Here is a 23,908-nt window from a genome sequence, read left to right as displayed (position 1 = left end):
CTATAATTTTGCCAACTACGCAATAGCAAATTTCTACTCCATTGTTAAAGAACTATTAGTTCTTATCTATGGCTCTACAGAGAACAGATAATAATACAGGGGTTGGCCACCCTCATGAATCTCAACTTCCACATTGGGATAAGTCTCTTCCAGCCACTCACTCAAAGAATCAGTAGCCTCGGATTCTGTTTCTGCGCCAATAAGGATCGTGACGATTTCGTCGCCATTCTCCAGCATGTTGGATAACAGCGCCTGACTTGCAGCCAAAAGATCATCTGCCGCAGCAACAATTTTGGAATTAGAAATCCCAATAAATTGGCCCGACTTAATCTCCAGCTCATCAAAGCTGGTATCACGCACAGCGTTCGTTACTTGTCCGGACTTCACATGAGAGATTGCTTCCAGCATATTCTCAGAATTAGTCTCCACAGCATCTTCCTCTTGGAACGCAAAAGCTGCTGCTATTCCCTGAGGAATACTTTTACTTGGAATCACCGTAATCTCACGTTCGCCTTCTAGAAGATCTTTAGCTTGTTGAGCGGCAAGAACAATGTTCGAGTTATTCGGCAAAATATAAACATGCTTCGCAGATATAGAAGAGATCGCGTTCACGAAATCCTCCGTGCTAGGATTCATTGTTTGACCACCAGCAAGGACTACATCTACTCCAAGGCTTTTGAAAATATCAGCAATACCAGCGCCAGAAGATACCGCAATGAAGCCGTAAGGTGCCAAATCATCAGCTGGTGGTTCAGCAGGAGACATTTGCACTGCGCTCTTCTCATTCGGCATATCAGCGAACACATCAGGCATTGGTGCAATATCCATGCCCGCAGTCAGCAGGTCACGATGCTGCTCTCGCATATTAAGAATGTGTATCTGCGTGATCTCCCCATAAAGAAGAGCCAAGTTCATCACTTCACCAGGAGCCTTAGAGTGCACATGCACTTTAATCGTCTCATCATCCGAAATCACAATAATGGAATCGCCATTAACTGACAACGCTTTCCTAAAAGCTTCCTCATCAAAATTAGTTCTCACGTTAACGCCTAACTGGCGATTAATGAAAAACTCCATATCATATAGAAATTCTATATCTTCAGTAGATAGCTGTGACTGTGCAGAAGACTGTACAGAAAACAGTTCATTTTCAGGTTTCGTTAACACGGGTTTAGGCGCTGGTGCAACGGGTGTGTGGGTTTGTCCTTGCACAGATTCAGACAGTCCGGTACTTCCGTTCGTCAGATGCTGGTGAAACCCTTCATAAATGTAGACCAAACCTTGACCGCCAGAATCTACAACACCGACTTGCTTCAATACAGGTAATTGCTCAGGCGTATAAGCTAAGGCTTCTTTTGCTTTGGCTAATACCTCTGTCATCAGCTCCACAACGTCAGTAGTACGGCGGGCATAATAAACAGCATGTCTTGCAGCCTCTTTAGCTACAGTAAGAATAGTTCCCTCTACAGGCTTTACAACTGCTTTATACGCAGCGTCCACTCCGGTTTGCAGCGCAGCAGCGAACTGCTGTGTATTAAGCTCATCATGTTGAGCCGCATACCTGCTAAACCCTCTGAATAACTGGGACAAAATAACGCCGGAATTCCCGCGAGCTCCCATTAATAAGCCCTTGGAGAGTACACCTGCACATTGGCCCACAGAAGTGGTGTTATTTTTCTTTAATTCATTCGCACCTGCGGTCATCGTCAAATTCATGTTTGTACCGGTATCTCCGTCTGGGACCGGAAAAACATTTAGGGAATTGACGTGTTCTGCATGCTGTTGCAGCTTATCCGCTCCAGCCAATACCATAGCGGTAAAATCTGTTCCGTTTATAGAACGCTTACTCAATTGAGAATTCCCCTTCCTAACTTCATGCCTAATCATTCTATGATTAACAGGACATAATGCACTAATTTACATTGTACTATAAGTATTAAAAGAAATAAATGTTTTTGAATCGGTTGACGTAGCAAAATTTGCTGTGATATTATAGATAAGTATTGTTTATGCAGGTGTTAGGAATAAGGAGGTGTAATCTATGTCCCGCAAATGTGCAGTAACAGGCAAGAAACCGAGCAGCGGCAACCACGTGTCTCACGCTAATAACCGCAACCGTCGTTCTTGGGGAGTTAACGTTCAGAAGGTCCGTATCCTCGTGAACGGTAAACCAAAACGCGTGTACGTCAGCACCCGTGCTTTGAAAGCCGGTAAAGTTGAACGCGTTTAGTCTTTAGCAATTTTTAAGACCGAACGATAACTTATATGAAGCAAAAAGCACCCTTTACATTTGTAAGGTGCTTTTTTTCATGTTTTCTTTTCTGTTAGAGGCTTAACTCTTCTGAAATGTGTTCAATATTGCTTTAACAAAACCTCCCAAAAACCTTGGCAGCTTAAACGTGTAAAATTTCATGATTTACCCTCCCATCAATTCATGCCGTACGCAGGAGACTTTCCTCTTGTCAATAACGGAAACGAACTGCAGTCCTCCCTGCCAAAACAAAAAAAGGCTACATGAGATTTCTGCTCATGTAACCATATTTATGCACCGAGGACTTGGCCTATACCTCTAGTCTCAATAGCCTATTTTTTAACGCAGTGCTGATTCGGCTGCTTCTCGAATTCCCCGGATCGCCGCAGCACGATCACTCCGGCCAAAAACTGCATTCCCCGCTACCAAAACATCGGCTCCAGCTGCCACAACTAATGGTGCTGTCTCTTCCGATACTCCACCATCGACTTCGATCAATAAATCTGGATTCACTTCATTCGCCCATTCTCGAATTTGAGTGATTTTGCGCAAAGTGTTAGGAATGAATGCTTGACCACCAAAGCCTGGATTAACGGTCATCACCAGAATCATATCCACATCCTCCAGCACCTCACGCACCGCTGAAGCCGGAGTGCCCGGATTAATTGCTACACTTGCCTTCAGCCCCAGTTCCTTAATCTGATGAACCACACGATGCAAATGAACGCATGCCTCAGCGTGAACGGTGATCACACTTGCACCTGCTGCAGCAAAATCAGGGATATAACGTTCTGGTGACTCAATCATCAAGTGAACATCAAGTGGCAGCTTGGTATGTAACGATACAGCTTTTACAATAGGTGGACCCAACGTGATATTCGGCACAAAATGACCGTCCATTACATCCACATGTATCCAATCTCCACCACTGGCTTCCGCCTCTGCAACTTCTGGACCTAAACGCGCGAAATCCGCCGACAATAAAGATGGTGCTATTCGTATCATGATGTTAGTACCTCCGCTTTTTATCTTTCATTTCATTAAAAAACAGTTTGTAATGATCATAGCGACTATCCGCAATTTTCCCTGCTTTCCAAGCCTCTATTACACGGCAGCCTGGTTCATGCTGATGACTGCAGCCCCGGAACTTACAATCGGATGCGTATTGAGCAAATTCACGAAAACAAGTGGACAGCTCTTCTACACCAAGCTCCAAGAAATCAAGCTGACTAAAACCTGGAGTATCTGCAACAAAACCTCCACCACCAATATCCATCAGCTCCACATGACGGGTCGTATGACGACCACGTCCCAATCGTAAACTGATCTCTCCAGTTTCCAGTTTAAGCCCGGGAACAATACGATTCAATAAGGTGGACTTACCAACCCCTGATTGACCGGCAAAAACGCTAATCCCACCAGTAAGCCGTTGTCTTAGCTCATCGCTTCCGGCACCAGTAAGTGAACTTGTGACCATCACTTCATATCCGATATCCTCATAAAGTTCTTTAACATAACGGGTAGCTTCACCATCATCATCCGCCAAATCCTGTTTAGTCAGAACAATTAGGGGTTCCAGACCTGAATGCTCAATATGAACTAGAAACTTGTCCAACAGATTCAGGTTCATATCGGGCTCCCGAACGGAGAATAAAAGGACTGCGAGCTTAACATTCGCTACAGGTGGACGAATCAGTTCAGATTCTCTAGGTAGAAGTTCATCCACCATTCCTTCTCCATGCTCAGTAAGAATATAAATAACCCGATCTCCAACTAGCGGTGCGATCCCTTTTTTCTTAAGAATTCCTCGGCCTCTGCATTGAACAGAATGCTCTTCAGTCGCAATTAATCCTTCGCGGAGCGGTTTCACATAATAATAACCGCTTAACGCCTTAACAATTATTCCTTCAGGCATACATAGTGAGCCTTCCTCTCCTGATTTTGCGAAAATGACCCAAGTCTGATATCCCCGGGTCATTTCGCTACGCCAACCGTTCAGGTTAAACCCTGTTTAGTTGTTGTTTTTATCTTTAGATTTATCCTTGCCTTTATTATTGTTCTTATTATTGTGCTTGTTATTGCCATTATTAGTCGATTCACTGTTTACCGAACTATTATTTACGAACCCTGTCTGATTCACCGCCCCGTTATTCCCCCCGTCATTCTCTGAACCTGAACCCGGCAAGATCTCCGGTTCAATCGTAGGTTCAGTTGTAGGCGTAGGTTCAGCAGAAGGTGTTGGAGTTGGCTGTGGTGTTGCTATAACTGGTGGTTCAGGCTCCTGAACGGTTCCGTTCTTAGCATCGATATAAGGAATGACATAAGTGTCCAAAAGCACACCGTCACGGGTAACAATAACTGAACCATCTTTATTAGGAGCCAATACTAGATTCACAGATAACACTTGGCTTTTTCCAATGGTACGTGTTCCCCAATCCTGCTTCTCTCCATTATTGCGCGCATCCACGAATTCGATACGAATCTTGCTCTTTTTCCCATCCTGAGCAGGAGCGACTGGCACATTAAAGGTATAATTCAGGGCTTCAGGTGGATAACCTGTACTTAAGTAAATCGTAATCGCTGTTCCAGGTGGAACAGAAGTACCGGTCCCCTTATCAAATGCCCAAGTCTTTGTTACTTTACCTTCTTCAATGCTGAAGCTGGATTCTTTCTTAACTTCTCCAAGAACAAGCTTGGCGCCTTCAAGCAGCGCCTTTGCCTCACTCTCCGTCTTACCGATGAGATCTGGCAACAGTACACTTTCTTCTCCTTTACTAACGTAAAGGGTGATTTGAACCGTCTCAGGATCGAATTCAGTATTTAATGCAGGGTCAGATTTTACAATAAGACCTTCATCTGTATTTTCGTCATAGAGAGGTTTATTATCAATCCGGTCCTGGGCTACACCCAGCGCCATCAATGCTTTAACCGCATCATCAAAGCTCTTGTTAACTACATCTGGCATCTTGGGTAGTGGCTTAGCCGTATTCACAGTGAGTATAAGGGACGCTCCTTTTTTCACTTTAGCATCCTTTTCCCTACTTTGCTTAATGACCACATTCTCTTCAAAATTCGGACTGTAGTCATACAGAATAGGATCAGCAACCTCAAGCCCCAAATCCTCAAGCTCAGTTTGAGCTTGTTCTATCTGTTTACCTACTACATAAGGAACGGAAACCTCAGGAACAACTAGCTGTGATTTAACGTACCATACGAGACTGGCCATAGCCAACAGCAACAGTAAGGTAAGCCCAATCCATAATGTAGGTTTTGCCCATTGTTTTTTACCTTTGCTTGAAGGCACCGGTTCATCGTCTTCATCACGAACCATCCGTTCCTCACGATGATTACGATTACCATTGCTTCTTTGAATCGGTTTTATCGCCGGGATAACCCGCGTACGATCCTCATCTTCTTCATCGTTAAACAGAATCTTCGCCTCACTGCGGCGCTCCGGCAATAAGCATGTTTCCAGATCCTGCAACATTTCTTTGGCAGAGTCGTACCGCTCCTCCGGGTTTTTACGCATTGATCTTAGAATTACATTCTCAACGCTTTGCGGAATGAGTGGATTCAGAAGTTTTGGCTCTTCAAACTCTTCTTGCAGATGTTTTAAAGCTACACTAATCGGACTCTCTCCCAAGAAGGGCAGGCTTCCGGTAAGCATTTGATAAAGTACAATACCTAATGAATACAAATCAGACTTTTCTCCTGTAGAGACACCTTTGGCATGCTCTGGCGAAAAATAATGTACTGAACCAACCACAGAACCGGTCTGTGTAATGGTTGTTGACGTAACTGCGCGGGCAATCCCAAAGTCGGTTACTTTCACCCGGCCATTGCGTCCGATCAGGATATTATGTGGTTTTATATCACGATGAATAATTTGATTCTGATGCGCATGATCTAGGGCATCACAGATTTGTGAAGCGATCCGTACGGATTCATCAACCTGCAATGGCGCACGTTCTTTTATAATTTCATTAAGATTCTGACCCTCAATATACTCCATGACAATGTAATGAATTTCGTCTTCTTGTCCTACATCGTATATGCTGACGACATTCGGATGAGACAAAGATGCGGCAGATTGCGCCTCACGCCTAAAACGGCGAATAAATTCCTCGTCATGCACAAACTGATTGCGCAATACTTTGATGGCGACATTTCGGTTTAAAAGAATGTCATGTGCTCTATAGACGAGCGCCATTCCACCTCCGCCGATCCGTTCGATGACTTGGTAACGGCCGCCCAATTCGTGACCGATCATCAATCCCACTCCTTTGTTTCGGGCACAGCGGCCTCTCCATGATGTTCTAACAAAGCGACGCTAATATTATCGCCACCGCCGGCGAGCAGTGCCAGCTGAAGTAAACGGTCCGCTCTTTCCTCTAACGATATCTCATGTATACCTGAAACTTTGCCTAAATGCTCATTTGTGACAAAGTTGCTTAAACCATCGCTGCATAGAAGCAAAATTTCCCCAGGTAGCAGAGCTATAGGCGCCATATCAACCTCAACCTCAGCATCTGTACCAAGTGCCCTCGTCAGCACATTACGACGCGGATGATTATCCAATTCCTCCACACTGATCTGACCGTTCTTGAACAGCTCATTGACTAGCGTATGATCCTCGGTTAGTTGAACTGCCGCACTGTCTTTTATTAAATAGGCTCTGCTGTCTCCGATATGGCCAATATATCCGTTTGATCCATTCAAAAGAACAGCAACGACAGTAGTACCCATATTATGATACTTATCGTCTCCGGAAGCCTCTCTGAACACAGTGCTGTTAGCTTCCAAAATAGCAGCTGACAACGCATCACGCAGAGCTTCGTCTTGAAGTTCAGGCTCTAACCCGTCCAGGTTATTCCTCATTGTCTCCAAAGCGAGCCTGCTTGCGGTTTCACCAGCCTGATGTCCACCCATCCCATCGGCAATTATGCCAAGTGTATAACCGTGGCGCGTCGCGCCGATCCAGACCGAATCCTCATTGACAGAGCGCACTCGGCCAATATCGCTGGCATGAACTGTTCTGATCAAATATCCTCACCCCAACTCCATATGTTTGGCACGCAGCTGTCCGCATGCGGCCGCGATATCATGGCCTTGCTCACGGCGAATAGTAACATTCACCCCGTTATCAGCCAAAATACGTTGAAACTCAAAGATATCATTGCGTGAAGTACGTACATATTTTCGCTCAGGCACATGGTTTACCGGAATCAAATTGACGTGGCACAGCATGCTCTTAAGCACCCCAGCCAATTCCTCAGCATGCTCCGGTTGGTCATTTACCCCGCCGATCAAGGCATATTCAAAGCTGACGCGTCGCCCCGTCTTTGCTTGATAATAACGCAAGGATTCAATTACATCATCAAACGGAAAACGGCGGTTAACAGGCATTAGCTTTGAACGCAAGGCGTCGTTAGGCGCATGAATTGAAATCGCCAAATTAATCTGGGTATCTTCTTCTGCAAATTTATAAATGCTCGGTACAATACCGCTGGTGGAAACAGTAATATGCCGTTGTCCGATATTTAGGCCCTTCTCATGAATCATTAGACGCAGGAATCTCATTGTTGCATCATAGTTCTCAAACGGCTCACCAGTACCCATGATAACAATGCTGCTGACACGTTCGCCGCGCGCATCCAGGATTTGTTGGGAACGTACTACCTGAGCTACAATTTCTCCCGCTGTCAAATCCCGTTTTAATCCACCTAGTGTGGAAGCGCAGAAAGTACAGCCGATTCGGCACCCTACTTGGGTTGTTACACAAACGCTATTGCCATAATTATGTTTCATGATAACTGTTTCGATAGCATGATCGTCATGCAATCCAAACAGGAATTTTACAGTTCCATCTTTAGATTCCATTTTAGTAATTTCAGTTAGCGCTGCAATAGAGAATTGTTCATTCAGCTTCTGGCGAAGCCCTTTGGACAAATTGCTCATTGCTTCGAAGTCATTTACACGTTTTACATACAGCCAATCAAAAATTTGTCCACCACGAAAAGCAGGCTCACCATTGTCTTTCGCCCACTGTTGTAACTCTTCTAAAGAAAAATCATATATTAAAGGTTTCATTATTATCTACACCTGTTCTTTCATAAGGATATGCGTATTATTTCTCATTCTTCCTATTTTAACACAAATTTCAGAGACGGTAAAAGAAAACGCCCGCCGTACGGTAGCCCGGCGGGCGGAGGATACTACAATTGTCAGAAAATTTGCTATATTACAAGACTCTCTGAAGCTTGGAAATATAGAACCCGTCGCTCCCATAATGATGAGGCAGCAGCTGAATTCCTTCACCCTCAGCCAGCGCAGTACCCTCCAGCCTGTCCCATAATGGGGAGGCAAAAGTTACAGCAGTGAAGTCAGGATTCTGCTTCAAAAATTCAGCTACTACTTCACTATTTTCTGCTTGTTCAGTAGTACAGGTACTATATACCAGAATGCCACCCGGTTTCAACAGTTTAGAGACCGACTGCAGCAATTCCCGTTGCAATGACGCTACGCTAGCCACATCTTCCGGCTGCTTACGCCATTTGAGGTCTGGCTTACGGCGAATTACGCCGAGTCCAGAGCAAGGTGCGTCGAGAAGAATTCTATCAAAGGATTGATGCTCTAAAGTGTGCTCCAGCTCCAGCGCATCTGCACTGCCTGTAGATACGCAATCAAGACCTAAACGTTCTGCTTGATCTGAGATCAATTTCGCTTTATGCAAATGCAGATCATTAGCGTAAATTGATCCTTCATCTTTCATGAGCTCGCCCATATGTGCTGTTTTGCCCCCAGGAGCAGCGCAGCAGTCAAGCACCCTCATCCCAGGCTCCGGAGCTACCGCTTCAGCTACTAGCATAGAACTCTCATCCTGAACGGAGAGATATCCATCACGATACCAGGAGGTGAGCGCCAGGTTTCCGCCGCCTTTCACAACAATGCCATAAGGACTAACCTCAGATACTGAAGCTTGCAGACCTTGTTCAATCATCTGGTTCAGCAGAGCTTCACGACTGATCATCGTTGTATTCACACGTACGCTGACCGCAGGCGGCTCATTATTAGATGCACAAATCGCTTCCGCCGTGTCGACACCATACTCGGTAATCCAACGTTCCACTAACCACAACGGATGTGAGTATAAGATCGATATCCGCTGCACTTGACTCAGCCCGTCAGGCAGAACCGGTAGATCACCAGCACGCAACACACTGCGCAGCACGCCGTTAACCATCCCTGAGATTCCCTGGTGGCCTTTTTTCTTCGCTATATTAACAGCCTCATTTACAGCTGCATGGGACGGTATACGATCAAGATACATAATTTGATATAAACTTAACCGCAGTAAATTACGGACCCATGGCTGTAGTTTAGCTATCCCTTTACTAACAAATCCTTCAAGCACATAATCCAAGGTGTTCATCCGCGAAATAGAGCCATAAACAAGTTCTGTGACCAGTCCGGCATCTTCTCTGCTAAGTGTTGCCTTCTGTAGACTGCTGTTGAGCAGCAAATTGCTATATGCACCTTGCTGCTCAACTTTAACCATTATTTCAAGCGCGATTTCCCGTGCAGTGGCAGGGGCAACCTTACCCTTGTTGCCAGCTCTGCCGTTGTTGCCAACTGCTTTTGAATTATTCCCTTGTCTCTTACCAGCGCCAGGATTTACTGCTGATCGGCCAACACCGTTTCCACCGCCGCTCAACCTAACACCGTCCCTGGCTTCATAACAGCACCACGGCTAAAATCGGCCGCACTCATTGCTTTTTTACCAGCAGGTTGAACCGTTGTCAGCAGCAGACTTCCGTCACCTGTTTTCACTTCGACACCTTGCTCGGTTACAGAAAGCACCGTTCCTGGAGCACTATCGCTTGCTTTCTGCGCTTCAGGCAGCTTAGAAGCCCAAGCTTTAAAGGTCTCACCATTCCAGAACGTGAATGCGCCGGAAAAAGGAACTAATCCACGAATTCGATTATAGTTATCACGCGAGCTGGCGTTCCAATCCAATCGTTCATCCTCGCGATTAAGGTTAGGAGCATAAGTTGCCTCACTATCATCTTGCTGAACAGCTTGAACTTTTCCACTCACTAAACGTGGCATTTCAGACTTTAACAGATCTCGTCCCGCTAGGCTTAGCTTCTCAAAAAGAATTCCAGAGGTATCTTCATCCTCAATAGCCACTTCGACACGAGAGATCATGTCACCGGTATCCAGCCCTTCCGCCATATACATCAAAGTAACACCGGTCACTTTCTCACCATTGATGATACTACGCTGAATCGGAGCACCTCCCCGATATTTAGGAAGCAACGAACCGTGTACATTCACACAACCATTTCGCGGTAATTCCAACACAGCTTTAGGCAAAATTTGACCATAAGCAGCCGTGACGATCAAATCCGGCTCATACGCAGCTAGCTCAGCGACTGCCTCAGGACGACGCATGCGTTCAGGCTGAAGCACAGGTAATCCGAGAGCTAATGCGGCTTCCTTAACTGGTGAAGGAGCTAAGATCTTTTTTCTCCCCTGCGGACGATCCGGTTGGGTGATGACAGCTACAACTTCATAGCCTTCATCTACCAGCATCTGCAAGCTTGGCACCGCAAAGGCTGGAGTTCCCATGAAAACAATCTTCATATTTCTCACTCCTCAGTCTCGTTAGCAGTCATCTCGTACACTTTTTCAGCGATATCTGTAAACAGAACTCCATTCAAATGGTCAATCTCATGCTGAAAAGCCCGGGCAAGTAAACCACTGCCGGTTATCGTAATCTCTTTTCCCTCACGGTTAAGGCCACGTACAGTTACAGTCTCCGCACGGCGTACATCACCATTCAAGCCAGGAATACTAAGACATCCTTCTGGTCCTAGCTGTTCACCTTCCATGCTGATGATTTCAGGGTTAATCATTTTGATCAATCCATGCTCTTCATCCGCATCCACCACAATTAGACGTTTCAAAATTCCGACTTGGGGTGCCGCCAGCCCTACTCCTTCAGCGTCATACATCGTATGTGCCATATCATCCAGCAATTTTTTAACATTAGGAGTAACTACAGCTACTTCTTTAGCTTTTTTGTGCAATACTTCATCCGGTTCCTTAACGATCAAACGTATAGCCATTACAAAACACCTTCCCGTTCTGAACATTTCTATATTTAAAGTCAATTGATAAAGCTCTTTTTCTACATTGTAACATGATACGGATTTACATCAACATCTGCGGATCCACATCAATGCTGATCTGAAGACCAGTATCCCGTACAGAATCCTCTAACTCTTCAGCCACTTGGCGGACAAGTCCAATTACATCGATGGCGCCGCGCCATTTTATCATACACTGGAATCTATATCTACCCTTTAATCGAGGGATAGGTGAAGCCACAGGACCCAACAGATCTAACACATCGCTGGTTAGCTTATCGAGACTTCCATACCATCTTAGCTGTCTGGCCTTTCCTTGAAGATTCAGAGCATAATTTTCTGCCATCCGCAGTAGAAGCGGCAACTGTTCATGAGACAATGTGACCAGGATGAGTCTGCAATACGGTGGATAATGGAGGCCTCTACGATGCTTTAGCTCTTCACGTACAAAAGAGAGATAGTCATGTCCGCTGGCATGAAAAATGGAATAATGCTCTGGCGTATAGGACTGAACGACCACTTCGCCTGGAAGCTGATGCCGGCCTGCTCTGCCTGCAACTTGTGTAAGCAATTGGAATGTCTTCTCTGCTGCGCGAAAATCGGGCAGGTTCAACGCTGAATCAGCTGTGATTACACCAACAAGAGTGACATCTGGAAAATCCAGTCCCTTTGCTACCATCTGAGTCCCCAGGAGAACATCCGCTTTTTTGTCCCGGAATTGGTTCAGCAGCTTCTCATGTGAGCCTTTTTCTGTTGTTGTGTCCACATCCATACGAATCACTCGTATGCCTGGGAACAGCTTACCAAGCTCTTCTTCCACCCGCTGTGTACCCGTTCCGAAAAACCGGATATGCTCACTCCCACACTCCGGACAAAGCTTAGGTGCTGGTTCAGCATGGCCACAATAATGACAACGCAAATTGTCACTACGACTATGATATGTTAGTGAGATATCACATTCTGGACAACCGGCTACGTAACCACAGCTACGACACATGACAAAAGTGGAGAAACCTCTACGGTTAAGCAGCAGCACCGTCTGTTCTCCGCGTTCCAGCCTCTCTTCCAGCGCTGAATGAAGCTTTCGGCTGAACATCGAACGGTTGCCTTCTTTAAGCTCTTCCCGCATGTCTACTACGTTCACCTTTGGAAGTTCATTTCCAAGCGCACGGGTAGGCATCTCCAGCAGTACCGGTGAAAAATGAATATCACTCTGCGATCTTGCAGCATGATAGCTTTCCAGCGAAGGCGTGGCAGATCCAAGGATCACAGCTGCCCCACACTGCTCCGCTCTACGAATAGCAGCATCACGGGCATGATATTTCGGATTCTCCTCCTGTTTATAAGAGGTCTCATGTTCTTCATCCATAATAATCAGCCCTAAGTTGGAGAAAGGAGCAAACACGGCCGATCTTGCGCCTACAGCGACTGTGGCCTTTCCTTCACGGATTTTACGCCACTCATCGTATCGCTCACCAACAGACAGCCGGCTATGCATAACCGCGACCCCGCTGCCGAACCGTCCCTTAAACCGCTCCACCATTTGTGGCGTTAAAGCAATCTCTGGAACAAGAACAACAGCCTGTCTACCCTGATCTAAACAACGTTTAATACACTGCAAATAAATCTCTGTTTTACCACTACCCGTAACTCCATGAAGCAGAAATACTTCGTGAAGCTGCTCCTCTACAGTTCGAGAAATTCTTGTATATACGACCTCTTGTTCCGCTGTAAGCGGTAGAGGTGCGGTAGGTTTAAAATCTCGTCCTTGATAAGGATCGCGATAGACTTCAATTTCACTGATCTCGATAAAACCTTTTTCCTCCAAAGCCTTTACAGTACTTGCCGTTACTTGGAGTGCAGACAAAACTTCTTTAAGGGCCATGGGGAGTGTAGCTTCCATATCAACTAAAAAACTCAGAACTTCCTTCTGCCGTGCTGATTTTTTTGGAAATTTGTTCACAGCCTCACGGGCAGCAGTGACACCTATCGCCAGATCGACTGCCTTGAGCTTTTTCTTGCCCATTTTATCCTTAATGGATTGACTCTCTATAAGTACTCCACGCCGCAGCATGAACTTCACCGTCTCAGCAGCCTCAGGAAATGCACGAGTAAGCTGCTTCATGGAAACTTCGCCACTACGACCAATAAATTCTGTGATTAGCCGTTCCTCATCCCCTGTGTCCGCAAACATTGGGAACAATTCATCCGCTGGAAATGCTGTCTCTTCCTGCACATCTCCAAGTGAAATCAGCCGTTCTGCCTTCCCTTTTAGAGCGGTGGGCAACATCGCCTGCAGTGCTGAAATCCGTCTACATGCATATCTTTTACTCATCCAGTCCGCAAGCTCAACTAATTCAGGAGATAAAGGCGGAAGCAGGTCCAGCACTTCTTGGATTGGCTTCAGACTAGGATTCACTAGAGTCTCGCCTGATTCTAAAGATACTACAAAACCTTGGACTGTCCGGTGACCAAACGGAACGGCTACCCGACTGCCCACTTCAATCCATAATTTCAGGGATTCTGGAATACTATAATCAAATGGCCGGTCAGTGCTGCGTACAGGCACATCCACAATGACCTTGGCGATATCCATTATAAAGAAGCTCCAGTAATTCGCTCTGCCACAAGCGTCAGCAAACGAAGAGCAACCTCATCCTTCGACAATTGTGGCAATTCTAGCACCAATCCATTCACATCATATATCGAAACGATATTCGTATCCGCTCCAAATCCGGCTCCTGCAGCCGCTACATTGTTAGCAACGATGAGATCGCAGTTTTTGCGGACCAGCTTGTCCTTAGCATAAAATTCCGTATTGCCCGTCTCCGCAGCAAAGCCGACCAAAAACTGCTTGTTTTTGTTCTTACCGAGTGTTTCCAGAATATCCGTTGTCTTCACAAGCTCAAGCGTCATCGTCTCTCCGCTTTTTTTAATCTTGGAAGGTTCACTATGCTTCGGACGGTAGTCCGATACAGCCGCCGCCTTGATCATAATGTCGCAGCTGTCCCACTGTGCGTTAACTGCTTCATACATTTCTTGGGCAGATTGAACACGAATGACTGAAATTTCCGGATCCTGTGGAGGAGCCTCATCTGTACGTGCAGCAATCAACGTTACCTCAGCTCCCATTGCGCGTGCAGCACGTGCTAATGCGAAGCCCATTTTACCTGATGAATCATTGGAGATATAACGTACTGGATCAATGCGTTCTACCGTTCCACCCGCTGTGATGACGATTTTTTTACCCACAAGAGGTTTGGATGCGACGCTTGCTTGGTGTGCAAAAAAATTCTCAACCACACTCACAATAGCCTCCGGCTCTTCTAGCCGACCTTTGCCAACGTATCCACATGCCAGCAGTCCTTCACCAGGCTCAATAAACTGAATGCCCCGGCTAGCGAGAATATTCAAATTATTAAGTACCGCTGGATGCTGATACATATGAACATTCATAGCTGGTGCAACCATAATAGGAGCCGTAGTAGCAAGCAATGTAGTAGATAACATATCATCGGCGATCCCGTGTGCCATTTTGGCAATTATATTTGCGGTTGCGGGTGCTACCAGCACAAGATCCGCAGCATCTGCCAGATCAATATGTGAAATGGAGGATGGATCTCTCTCCTGGAATGTATCGCTGTAAACTCGTTGCTTCGATAGTGACTGTAGAGTTAACTCTGTAATGAACTGCTTCGCCGAAGCTGTCATAATGACATGAACCTCGGCTCCTTTTTGGACAAGCTTACTGGTCAAGGACGCCGCTTTATAAGCAGCAATTCCTCCTGTGATCCCAAGTAAAATAGTCTTCCCCTTCAAGCTCTTCAACATGATCTCCCCCCTGTTCCCTACTCTTACAACGAATGGTTATCTTTACGACGAGAAAAAAATAACAACCTTCCGGTTGTCATAAAGAGCCCGGTTCTGGGCTTTCATCATAAATTTAAGACCCATAAATGCTCCATAACCCAAGAAGAAACGGCAGCGCCTCAAAACAAATAGGCGGCATCCGTTTCTACAATAGGTCATTATTACTTATGCTTGAGACTACTCTTCACCGCGGGTTAGAGTAATGCGATCTTCGTAAATTTCCTCAAGAGCAACACCAACAAATTTATGCGATCTAGGATTCTTCACATCTGTCTTGCCACCCTCACGCAATTGTCTAGCACGACGTGCAGCAGCGACAACGAGCGAATACTTACTGTCAACCTTAGTCATCATTTCATCAATGGATGGATATAGCACTGGGACACCTCTTCATAGTTTACTGTTAATACATTTGACCTTCAGCATAAATTATCTAACTTTACAATGTTCGGCGATAATAATGCTTTCTATTCTCTTACAAGCCAGATCAATCTCATCATTCACAACAGCATAATCATAATGCTGCATTAAGTTGATCTCATCCTCCGCTACAGTCATGCGGTGATCGATCACATCTGGATGCTCAGTACCCCGTCCGCGAATGCGGTCCTTCAACTCGTCCATGGATGGAGGAAGAAGGAACACAAAAATCCCTTCAGGAAATTTCTCTTTGACTTTGAGAGCGCCTTGAACCTCAATTTCGAGAATAATGTCTTTGCCGCTATTGAGAGTTCTCTCCACAAAATCACGGGGAGTACCGTAATAATTACCTACGTACTCCGCGTATTCAAGCAATTGATCGGCTTCGATCATTGTCATAAATTCATCTTTGCTTTTGAAAAAATAGTTGACGCCATCTTCCTCACCCGCACGCGGACTGCGAGTAGTAGCAGAAACTGAGTAGACAAGTTCGGGCATCTTCGGACGTAGTGCAGTACAAACAGTACCTTTACCTACGCCGGAAGGTCCGGATAATATGATGAGCAATCCTTTTGACATAATACACTCCATTTAGTTGTTATTCGTCGTTGTCGTCATCTTTACTGGATAAGCGATGCGCCACAGTCTCCGGCTGTACAGCCGATAGGATGACATGATCACTATCTGTAATGATTACGGCACGAGTCCGTCGGCCATAGGTGGCGTCGATCAACATATGCCGATCACGTGCCTCCTGGATAATACGTTTGATTGGTGCAGATTCCGGACTGACGATAGAAATAATGCGGTTGGCAGACACAATATTTCCAAAGCCAATGTTAATAAGTTTGATTGCCATGTTCCGGTAGTTCCCCCCATAAAGTTCTATGCTATTACCTATTCCCGATTACTCTATGTTCGCAGCTTGTTCTCGAATCTTCTCCAGTTCTGCTTTCATATCTAGCACAAGACCCACGAGAGTTAGATGATTGCATTTCGATCCGATTGTATTTGTCTCACGGTTCATCTCCTGAATGAGAAAATCCAGTTTGCGTCCTACCGGTCCTTTCCCCTTCAGGAGGGCTCTGCATTGCTCGAAATGACTATACAACCGGGTCAACTCTTCATCAATATTACAGCGATCTGCAAAAATAGCGATCTCCATCCCGAATTTATGCTCATCAAAAGCGAACGTCCCATCATTTAGTTCATTCAATCGATGTCGAAGTTTCTCTCGATATTCAATGATTACGACAGGTGCAAGTTCAACCATTTCAGCATGCATGTTCTCAAGATGGTTCAGGCGCTGTTCAATATCTGCGGCTAGATAACTGCCTTCACGGGCGCGCATCTCCAGCAGAGACTGCAAACACTGCTCAAGTCCCGCCTCCAATACTTCGGAGTAGTCTTCTAATGTCGCAGACACGGCACCCGCAGCCTCGTCTTTGCTGTCCATAATACCGGGTATAGAAAGTATATCACGTAAAGTCAACTCACCCGTCAAACCATATTCGTTCTTAAGCTGCTCTGCTGCCTTTAGATAGGTCATTACTGCAGAGTGATTCAGAACCGGTCTAACCGTCGACTCATCGTGCTCTCTATTGATGGTAACATCTATTCTTCCCCGTTTGATGTGCTGTTGAACCTTTCTTCTCAACACATCCTCATAACCCGTCCAATCCCGGGGCATCCGCAGTACAACTTCGCAGTACCGGTGATTCACCGATTTCACTTCGAACATAATCTTGTAGCCGCCGAATTGCAGGGACGATTGACCGTATCCGGTCATGCTAAATGACAACGGAATCACATCCATTACACTATTGTAATTGATTATTACTAGCGAAACAAGGGGGACAATTTGCGTCCTGATTTCTCCCACACATACTCCATAAGCTGTGCGCTCATATCGTAGAACATGAACGGAGTCATCAGATAGATCCCATTAAAATGGGCAGTAGCAACATCTAACAGTTCCTTAGCGATAGCGACACCTTCTGCTCTTCCAGCTTCCCCTTCAAGTCCCTTCATGCGGTTGCGGACATCGTCCGTAAGCTGAATACCGGGAACCTCATTATGTAGAAACTCTGCATTACGTCCGCTTGCCAGTGGCATGACCCCAATGAATAAGGGAATTTCCAGATGTGCTGTTGCCTCAGCTATCTTCACGATAAGTTCCTGATCATAGACAGGCTGGGTCATAATATAGTCGGCACCAGAGGCAATTTTCTTCTCCAGACGTTGCACTGCCTTATCCAAATGTTTAACATTCGGGTTAAATGCAGCTCCGATTACAAAATTCGCTTTCTGTTTCAACGGTTTACCTGAGAAGGAAATCCCGTCATTCAGCTGCTTGATCATTCTAATAATCTCAAAAGAGGTTAAATCATAAACCGAGCTTGAGCCGGGAAGATCTCCAAATTTCGCAGGATCACCTGTTACGGCCAGCACATGATCAATTCCAAGCGCATCAAAACCCATCAAATGGGATTGAGTACCAATTAAATTACGATCCCGGCAAGCAATATGCACTAGCGGACGAAGTCCAGTTTTAGCGTGCACCAAATGCCCCAAAGCCATATTGCTCATCCGTGTAACAGCCAGGGAGTTGTCGGCGAGAGTCAACGCATCCGCCCCTGCTCTTCTAAGCGCTTCTGCGCCCTGCATAAACTTTGTGATATCCAATTCGCGAGGTGGATCAAGCTCAACAATGACCGTATGTCGTTCCTTGACCAGATCAACCAGATTTGGCTCTCTACCCTCTCTATCATCATCGCCAAAATTATCTTGCAGCGATACACGCTCCACAGTAGGTGGCAACGGTTGAGCAAGCGGTTGCGGTACATAATTCTTCAGTGCAGACGAGATTTCTGCAATATGCTGCGGAGTTGTACCACAGCAACCACCGATTATCCGGCAGCCCATCTCCGCAAAAGTCTGCGCCATTTGCCCAAAATATTCTGGTGAAGCCCCGTACCGGTATTCTCCGTCTACATAATCCGCTACACCCGCATTTGGATACACAGAAGCTGGCAGAACCAGACTCCCTTGTACAGCTTTTAGCGCTCGCTTCATTCCGTTCGGGCCTGTGTTACAGTTAAATCCAATAACATCAGCGCCATCGCCTTCCAGGATACGAAAAGCTTCCGGCAAAGTTAATCCATCTAATGTGCGCGCTGTTTCATCGACAGCTAATTGGCAAACTACAGGAAGCGAGCTGATCTTGCGGAGCGTTCTTAGAGCTAAATGCAGTTCCTCAACATCGTAGAAGGTTTCCAGCATAATGCCATCTACGTCCTCTTCTAACAATGCAGCAATCTGCTGTGTAAAATATTTTTTCAGCTCTGTGGAAGAGAGATTCGCACGTTTGCCCGCACGAATAGATCCCACAGCTCCTAATACATACCCATGATCTCCAGCAGCCCGGCGAGCGATTCTAACTCCGGCTCGATTAATTTCCTCAACCTTGGATTCTAGACCATATTTGGACAGCCTGTCATAGTTCGCCGAGAAGGTGTTGCTTTCCAGCAGCACTGCCCCTGCCTCAATATAGCTGCGGTGAACATCTTCGATTACCCCCGGAGAGGTCAAATTTAATTCTTCATAGGAAATGCCGACTGGGAAACCCTTCTGATATAAGTAGGTGCCCATCGCTCCGTCTCCGACTAAAACTTTATTTCCCCATGCGGAACGTAAATCCGGCTTCACAACAAGATCCTCCCCTGCCACATTAGTTTCTAACTTTAGTTTCATACTAATGTAACATAAATCGGTATGGATGATAAGCTTTCCAAAAGAAAAGCATTTAGCCCAAAATATCCACCATGCATGTTCATCTATAAAAAGCTTCATACTAACGTTAATGCTGTTATTTCCATAAAGGAGAGAATACTTTGAAGAAAAAAACAAGAAAGTTTCTGATCCGAAAATACGCTGTAACTTTACTGCTAGCCACTCTCTGCTTACTGTATATTTATTTGCTAGATTGGCTGTATGGCTATGGGCTGGGTAACGTCGGCTATATCCTTAATTATCTGTTCTATACCGCCTCAGAGAAAGCTACTGCTTGTATTTTGCTGCTCTGCTTGTTCATCCCCGATATCTATTACTGGAAAACAGGACATCAACCAGAACGTGGCGGGGAAAGATGACTTCTTATCGCCGCAACGATGACAAGAATTACAGGGATCAACACCATAAAGAAGGGAAAAATCGTATATAACAATCTCCCTCCCTCATTAATATGTTCAGTAAAGCTCCGCGCGTTCAACATCGAGCTGAACAGAATGATCAGAGCACAGGGATAGACCATTCTCCGGTAAGGAATCTTGAACAATTCGGAAATCCCTATAAGTGCGGCCGCAAAAAACACTGACATTTTGAAAAAAACGCCGATAATCAGCACCATAACAACTAGAATATCCACCCGTTGAATAAAATCGGAGATTGAAATCTTGCTAATCGTGGGCATCAGAGGTAGGGGTGAACGTTTCACAATATCTGTGCCAAGCACGGAGATATTCAGCATCATAGTGAGACTTAAGAGCAAACCTGAAAAAAATATCCCTGCTCCGATGACCCAAGGACCTTTTTTAACATTGTTCAGATAGGGCATTAGCATGGTAAAACAAATCATTTCACCAAAAGGGAACATATAATTCTGGCGAATGACAGATTCGATCACAGGCTGGAACCCATTCTCAAAAACAGGAAGCAATCGATTCAAATTAATTGAACCCGATAACATCAGCATGATCGAGCAAAATATACCGATCAGCATTACGAGAGTTGCGAATACCAATGAAGTTCGGGATAACACCTCTACTCCTTTATGCAAAACATACGCAGAAGATAAGATCATCAATGTAGATATGATAAACAAAGGTGTGCGATGCATAGTAGCCATAACCAGCATAGAACTGCCATCCCGTAAATCACGACCCGCTAAATTGAGAAAAAGGATAATGTAGAGAACGGAAATCACTGTACCTAAGGATCTTCCCAGCAGCTTGCGGGTATAGGCCGTTAAGGGGAGTTCCGGAAACTTTCTATACAAATAAGTGTACCCCGAAAATACAATCAAACCGATCAAAGTTCCGAGCAGTATGGAAATCCACGCATCTTTACCAGACTCCATCCCAAGATTCACCACCAGCGCTGTTCCCAGTTCAAACAACAATGTCAACGTGAAAAATTGGAGTAGTCCTATTTTTATTTTCCCCATAGCTGCCCCTCCTTTATTGTCATTACTTATTCTTGGACTGAAAGGAATCACTCCGCATATCTGTATGCCTGATCACAGCATCCGTATTGATATTAACCTGGCAGGTTTCAAATATACGGTCCCAATGATCTTTTACTTGTTTCCAGCCACGTGGATTAGCTCTTTCTACTGCTTCACCAAAACCTAGATAATCACTTTTTAACGAACGGGCAGTTGCTATGGCAGCGCGGATCTGCTCTTGAATATTCTTTTCCAAAAGCTTCGAAAGATCATTTAACACTGTTGGATCTGTTAGATCCAAGCCATTGGGCGATTCCTTTAATCCAGCCTGCTGAGTGACGTTAATCGTGAAGACAGGATGCTCTATGTCTTTCGCATCAGCGTGGATATGTACCTGTGATAAATACACATTAAACGATATATAATCATTCTCACCAATCGAGACCAGCACCGGCATCTGAGAGATTTTATTCTTAAGCAGAACGGTACCGATCGCTTCCTCGCCGAGCAGCCATCCTTTAAGCTTGTCTTCTTTAAACGCTGCAAGACCCGTAACTTTTATTATGGCCTCCGGTCTTATTTTTTTTAAATTATCATTACTTTCCCTCTGCTCCAAATCTCCAGTCACTAGCACGCCATTGATCACTGGCCCCCCACCAGGAACCTGTATCCCCCGGATAATATCATCCACTTCCATCCGATAGTTATATCCAAATTGCTTGGAGGTTGTCTGTAGCTTCTCCACCAAATCATTGGCTGGAATCCTTCCGAACACGGTCATAGTCGTCATACATTCACTAGCAGGCTGTCCCTTGGAAATAAAAATCAGGCTTGTCAGCCGGGTTTCACTTTCCCTTTCCAATACATCCATGATATCCTTGATGCCTTCTTGCGCGAACTTCTCGGAAATGATGACCACCCGAATATGTCCTAAAGACAAAAAACGTGCAGTCTGACGCGAGGCATTAGCTAATGCTTCAAACATAGAGCGGCCGCTACCTTTATATACCGATACAGGTGAAGTCCCTCTAGCGTTCTTCCCAGAGATTTCGTCAGCAACGATAACCTGAAAAGACAATACGTACTTCTCTTCTTCTGTAGGTCCTCTATCTATGGCCACACCGGAAACGATGGCTCTTCTGTTTAATTCCACACTATCCCAGCAGCCTGTGAGACTAAGACAGATCAATATGCATGGTAAAAGTCCTGCTAAGAAAAAATTGCATTCACTCAGAATCTTGCTTTCGTTTCTTATGCGGCTGTGTCCCTTTAGTCTTATCAAGAATTTTTGGAGATAGGTTCTGTTCATGTCCGGCTGTGATCTCCTTCCCTTCTGAAATATTCCCTTGCTGCGCAGTAGCAGGAGCTGGCTCTGCTGTGCCAAGCGCCCACAAAGGCAGCCTTAAGACGGCATCCTTTTGACCTCTGGATGACAAAGGCACGATTGGAGACAAATAAGGAACGCCAAAAGAACGCAGACTGTTGATATGTGCAACCAGTACGATTAAACCCAATGTAATTCCGTAAAAACCAAACATACCAGCCAATATCAAAAAACCAAAGCGGATAATTCTGCCCGCAATCGCCATGTTATAGGCTGGAATGGCAAAGCTCGCAATCCCGGTCAACGCGACCACAATCACCATAACGGGCGTAATAATTCCAGCCTCTACTACGGCCTGACCAAGAATCAGAGCACCTACTACAGATACGGTCTGCCCAACTGCACGCGGCATTCTTACTCCCGCTTCCCGGATGATCTCAAACGCACCTTCCATTAGAATCGCTTCTACAAAAGCGGGGAAAGGCACATTTTCCCGTTGCGATAAAAGGTTGATCAGTAAAGTTGTAGGGATCATCTCATAATGAAACGTCGTTAAAGCTATATACACGGAAGGCCCTAGAATAAGCACGATAAAACTGATATACCGAATAATTCGCATCAGAATTGCAATATCGAACCTTTGCGCATAATCCGAAGCAGACTGAAAAAAAAGAGTGAAAACCGCTGGCAAAATCAATACAAAGGGGGTGCCATCAACGACAATCACTACCCTCCCTTCTAACAGATTCGTTGCAGCAACGTCTGGCCGCTCGCTGTTATTGATAGTCGGAAAAGGGGTAAAGGTCTTATCCTGAATCAGCTCTTCGATATAACCGGATTCCATGATGGCATCTACATTAATCTGCTGCAGCCGTTTTCTAACTTCTTCAACCAGCTTCTCGTCCGCAGTATCCTTGATATACATTAAAGCCACATCGGTCTGAGTTACCGACCCGATCTTCACATGCTCGAGTCTTAGTTTGGGTGATCTTATTCTTCTGCGTATTAATGAGACATTCGTAGCCAAAGATTCAACAAAGCTATCCTTTGGACCACGCACAACTAGTTGAGTGGAGGGTTCAGTGACAGAACGAGCTTCCCCTCCTTCAGTCTCACACATGATGGCACTGTCATAACCTTCAATGAGAATCAGTGTCTTCCCAGAAAGAATTCCTAGCAGCACCTCGTTCCAATCCCCCTGCAGCTGCGCTTCACCTATTTCCAGGGCACGGTTTAAGATGAGGTCATTCAGATTATTTGCTGTAGTATTACTTTCCTTGAGCATCTCATCCGTTATGGAGAGCAATGAACCCATTACAAATTGATTAACGGTTTCTGTCTTAGCTAGACCATTAAGATGTACCGCAGCAGCCTCAACAAAGGATTGCTCACCAAGCCTTACCTGGCGGATTCTAAGATCCGGACTATCTCCCAGCTCGGTAATGATATTGTTTAGCGTCTGCTCCAGATGAATGGTTAATCTGGCTCCAAAACCTGGACCCGCCGGGTCTGCTTGCTGTCCCTTACCGGATTTATTTCTTTTAGTTAACCCGTTGATGTTCAACAAGCTTCCCTCCTTTTTTTCATAAGCATTGTAGTATTATTCTCGGTTACTCCTTCCATTATTCGGCTGCTTAAAGTCACATCAGGTTAGAAACACAAAAAAG

The 23,908-nt window shown here is 45.4% G+C and carries 22 protein-coding genes; 2 read left to right on the top strand and 20 right to left on the bottom strand.

All coding sequences use genetic code 11. The features are described from left to right. Positions 1–66 precede the first annotated feature (66 nt). Positions 67–1,851 (bottom strand): DAK2 domain-containing protein, encoded by a 1,785-nt coding sequence (locus MHH60_RS09175; protein ID WP_076136154.1) that lies wholly within the window; start codon positions 1,849–1,851, stop codon positions 67–69. A 190-nt stretch (positions 1,852–2,041) separates the two neighbouring features. On the opposite strand from MHH60_RS09175, the gene rpmB reads away from it, so the two are divergent. Then, positions 2,042–2,230, top strand: coding sequence for a 50S ribosomal protein L28 (gene rpmB / locus MHH60_RS09170; RefSeq protein ID WP_036686205.1), 189 nt, complete (start codon positions 2,042–2,044; stop codon positions 2,228–2,230). A gap of 102 nt (positions 2,231–2,332) precedes the next feature. Here rpmB and spoVM read toward each other — a convergent pair whose 3' ends face one another. From spoVM to MHH60_RS09090, 16 genes are all read right to left on the bottom strand, one after another. Further along, a complete protein-coding gene (gene spoVM / locus MHH60_RS09165; protein WP_020431362.1) occupies positions 2,333–2,413 on the bottom strand; it encodes a stage V sporulation protein SpoVM in 81 nt (26 codons plus the stop codon). Between the two features lie 177 nt (positions 2,414–2,590). Continuing rightward, a complete protein-coding gene (rpe, locus tag MHH60_RS09160) occupies positions 2,591–3,256 on the bottom strand; it encodes a ribulose-phosphate 3-epimerase (RefSeq protein ID WP_076136152.1) in 666 nt (221 codons plus the stop codon). A 4-nt stretch (positions 3,257–3,260) separates the two neighbouring features. Next, positions 3,261–4,166, bottom strand: a complete 906-nt coding sequence (gene rsgA / locus MHH60_RS09155) for a ribosome small subunit-dependent GTPase A (RefSeq protein ID WP_036686201.1) — start codon at positions 4,164–4,166, stop codon at positions 3,261–3,263. A 96-nt stretch (positions 4,167–4,262) separates the two neighbouring features. After that, on the bottom strand, positions 4,263–6,521 hold the full coding sequence (gene pknB, locus MHH60_RS09150) for a Stk1 family PASTA domain-containing Ser/Thr kinase (protein ID WP_076136151.1): 2,259 nt from the start codon (positions 6,519–6,521) through the stop codon (positions 4,263–4,265). Then, the gene (locus MHH60_RS09145) at positions 6,521–7,294 is read right to left on the bottom strand and encodes a Stp1/IreP family PP2C-type Ser/Thr phosphatase (protein ID WP_076136149.1); all 774 of its coding nucleotides are present in this window, start codon (positions 7,292–7,294) and stop codon (positions 6,521–6,523) included. Before MHH60_RS09145 ends, pknB begins: the two co-directional genes overlap by 1 nt. A gap of 6 nt (positions 7,295–7,300) precedes the next feature. Next, entirely contained in the window at positions 7,301–8,341 is a 1,041-nt protein-coding gene (gene rlmN / locus MHH60_RS09140; RefSeq protein ID WP_036686196.1) for a 23S rRNA (adenine(2503)-C(2))-methyltransferase RlmN, read from the bottom strand. A gap of 151 nt (positions 8,342–8,492) precedes the next feature. Next, entirely contained in the window at positions 8,493–9,809 is a 1,317-nt protein-coding gene (gene rsmB / locus MHH60_RS09135) for a 16S rRNA (cytosine(967)-C(5))-methyltransferase RsmB (RefSeq protein ID WP_370511497.1), read from the bottom strand. A 152-nt stretch (positions 9,810–9,961) separates the two neighbouring features. Further along, positions 9,962–10,897, bottom strand: a complete 936-nt coding sequence (fmt, locus tag MHH60_RS09130) for a methionyl-tRNA formyltransferase (RefSeq protein ID WP_076136146.1) — start codon at positions 10,895–10,897, stop codon at positions 9,962–9,964. Positions 10,898–10,902: 5 nt separating this feature from the next. After that, the gene (gene def / locus MHH60_RS09125; protein ID WP_036686193.1) at positions 10,903–11,382 is read right to left on the bottom strand and encodes a peptide deformylase; all 480 of its coding nucleotides are present in this window, start codon (positions 11,380–11,382) and stop codon (positions 10,903–10,905) included. Positions 11,383–11,467: 85 nt separating this feature from the next. Next, entirely contained in the window at positions 11,468–13,999 is a 2,532-nt protein-coding gene (gene priA, locus MHH60_RS09120; RefSeq protein ID WP_076136144.1) for a primosomal protein N', read from the bottom strand. Next, the gene (gene coaBC, locus MHH60_RS09115; protein WP_076136142.1) at positions 13,999–15,234 is read right to left on the bottom strand and encodes a bifunctional phosphopantothenoylcysteine decarboxylase/phosphopantothenate--cysteine ligase CoaBC; all 1,236 of its coding nucleotides are present in this window, start codon (positions 15,232–15,234) and stop codon (positions 13,999–14,001) included. The genes priA and coaBC overlap by 1 nt, the downstream gene beginning before the upstream one ends. Positions 15,235–15,450: 216 nt before the next feature. After that, the gene (gene rpoZ / locus MHH60_RS09110; protein ID WP_036686188.1) at positions 15,451–15,651 is read right to left on the bottom strand and encodes a DNA-directed RNA polymerase subunit omega; all 201 of its coding nucleotides are present in this window, start codon (positions 15,649–15,651) and stop codon (positions 15,451–15,453) included. Positions 15,652–15,702: 51 nt separating this feature from the next. Beyond that, a complete protein-coding gene (gmk, locus tag MHH60_RS09105) occupies positions 15,703–16,272 on the bottom strand; it encodes a guanylate kinase (RefSeq protein ID WP_076136140.1) in 570 nt (189 codons plus the stop codon). 19 nt (positions 16,273–16,291) lie between these two features. After that, the gene (gene remA, locus MHH60_RS09100) at positions 16,292–16,552 is read right to left on the bottom strand and encodes an extracellular matrix/biofilm regulator RemA (protein WP_006209218.1); all 261 of its coding nucleotides are present in this window, start codon (positions 16,550–16,552) and stop codon (positions 16,292–16,294) included. A gap of 48 nt (positions 16,553–16,600) precedes the next feature. Further along, positions 16,601–17,494, bottom strand: a complete 894-nt coding sequence (locus tag MHH60_RS09095; protein ID WP_036686185.1) for a YicC/YloC family endoribonuclease — start codon at positions 17,492–17,494, stop codon at positions 16,601–16,603. 38 nt (positions 17,495–17,532) lie between these two features. Continuing rightward, positions 17,533–19,401, bottom strand: a complete 1,869-nt coding sequence (locus MHH60_RS09090) for a bifunctional homocysteine S-methyltransferase/methylenetetrahydrofolate reductase (protein WP_076136138.1) — start codon at positions 19,399–19,401, stop codon at positions 17,533–17,535. A 185-nt stretch (positions 19,402–19,586) separates the two neighbouring features. On the opposite strand from MHH60_RS09090, the gene MHH60_RS09085 reads away from it, so the two are divergent. Continuing rightward, positions 19,587–19,844 carry a hypothetical protein gene (locus tag MHH60_RS09085; protein WP_036686181.1) on the top strand — a complete coding sequence of 86 codons (258 nt, stop codon included), beginning with the start codon at positions 19,587–19,589 and terminating at the stop codon, positions 19,842–19,844. On the opposite strand, the gene MHH60_RS09080 is transcribed toward MHH60_RS09085, so the two are convergent. From MHH60_RS09080 to MHH60_RS09070, 3 genes are read right to left on the bottom strand one after another with little or no spacing between them, the layout of a single operon-like run. Then, entirely contained in the window at positions 19,817–20,917 is a 1,101-nt protein-coding gene (locus tag MHH60_RS09080; RefSeq protein ID WP_076136136.1) for a GerAB/ArcD/ProY family transporter, read from the bottom strand. The two genes, MHH60_RS09085 and MHH60_RS09080, sit on opposite strands and share 28 nt — an antisense overlap. Before the next feature lie 22 nt (positions 20,918–20,939). Beyond that, positions 20,940–22,226, bottom strand: a complete 1,287-nt coding sequence (locus MHH60_RS09075) for a Ger(x)C family spore germination protein (RefSeq protein ID WP_081389037.1) — start codon at positions 22,224–22,226, stop codon at positions 20,940–20,942. Beyond that, entirely contained in the window at positions 22,144–23,805 is a 1,662-nt protein-coding gene (locus MHH60_RS09070; RefSeq protein WP_076136134.1) for a spore germination protein, read from the bottom strand. The genes MHH60_RS09075 and MHH60_RS09070 overlap by 83 nt, the downstream gene beginning before the upstream one ends. Positions 23,806–23,908 lie beyond the last annotated feature (103 nt).

Source organism: Paenibacillus sp. FSL H7-0716 (genome assembly GCF_038002705.1).
Lineage (GTDB): Bacteria > Bacillota > Bacilli > Paenibacillales > Paenibacillaceae > Paenibacillus_AQ > Paenibacillus_AQ odorifer.
Note: the sequence above shows the minus strand (reverse complement) of the source record. Positions and strands in the feature narration are given on the sequence as shown.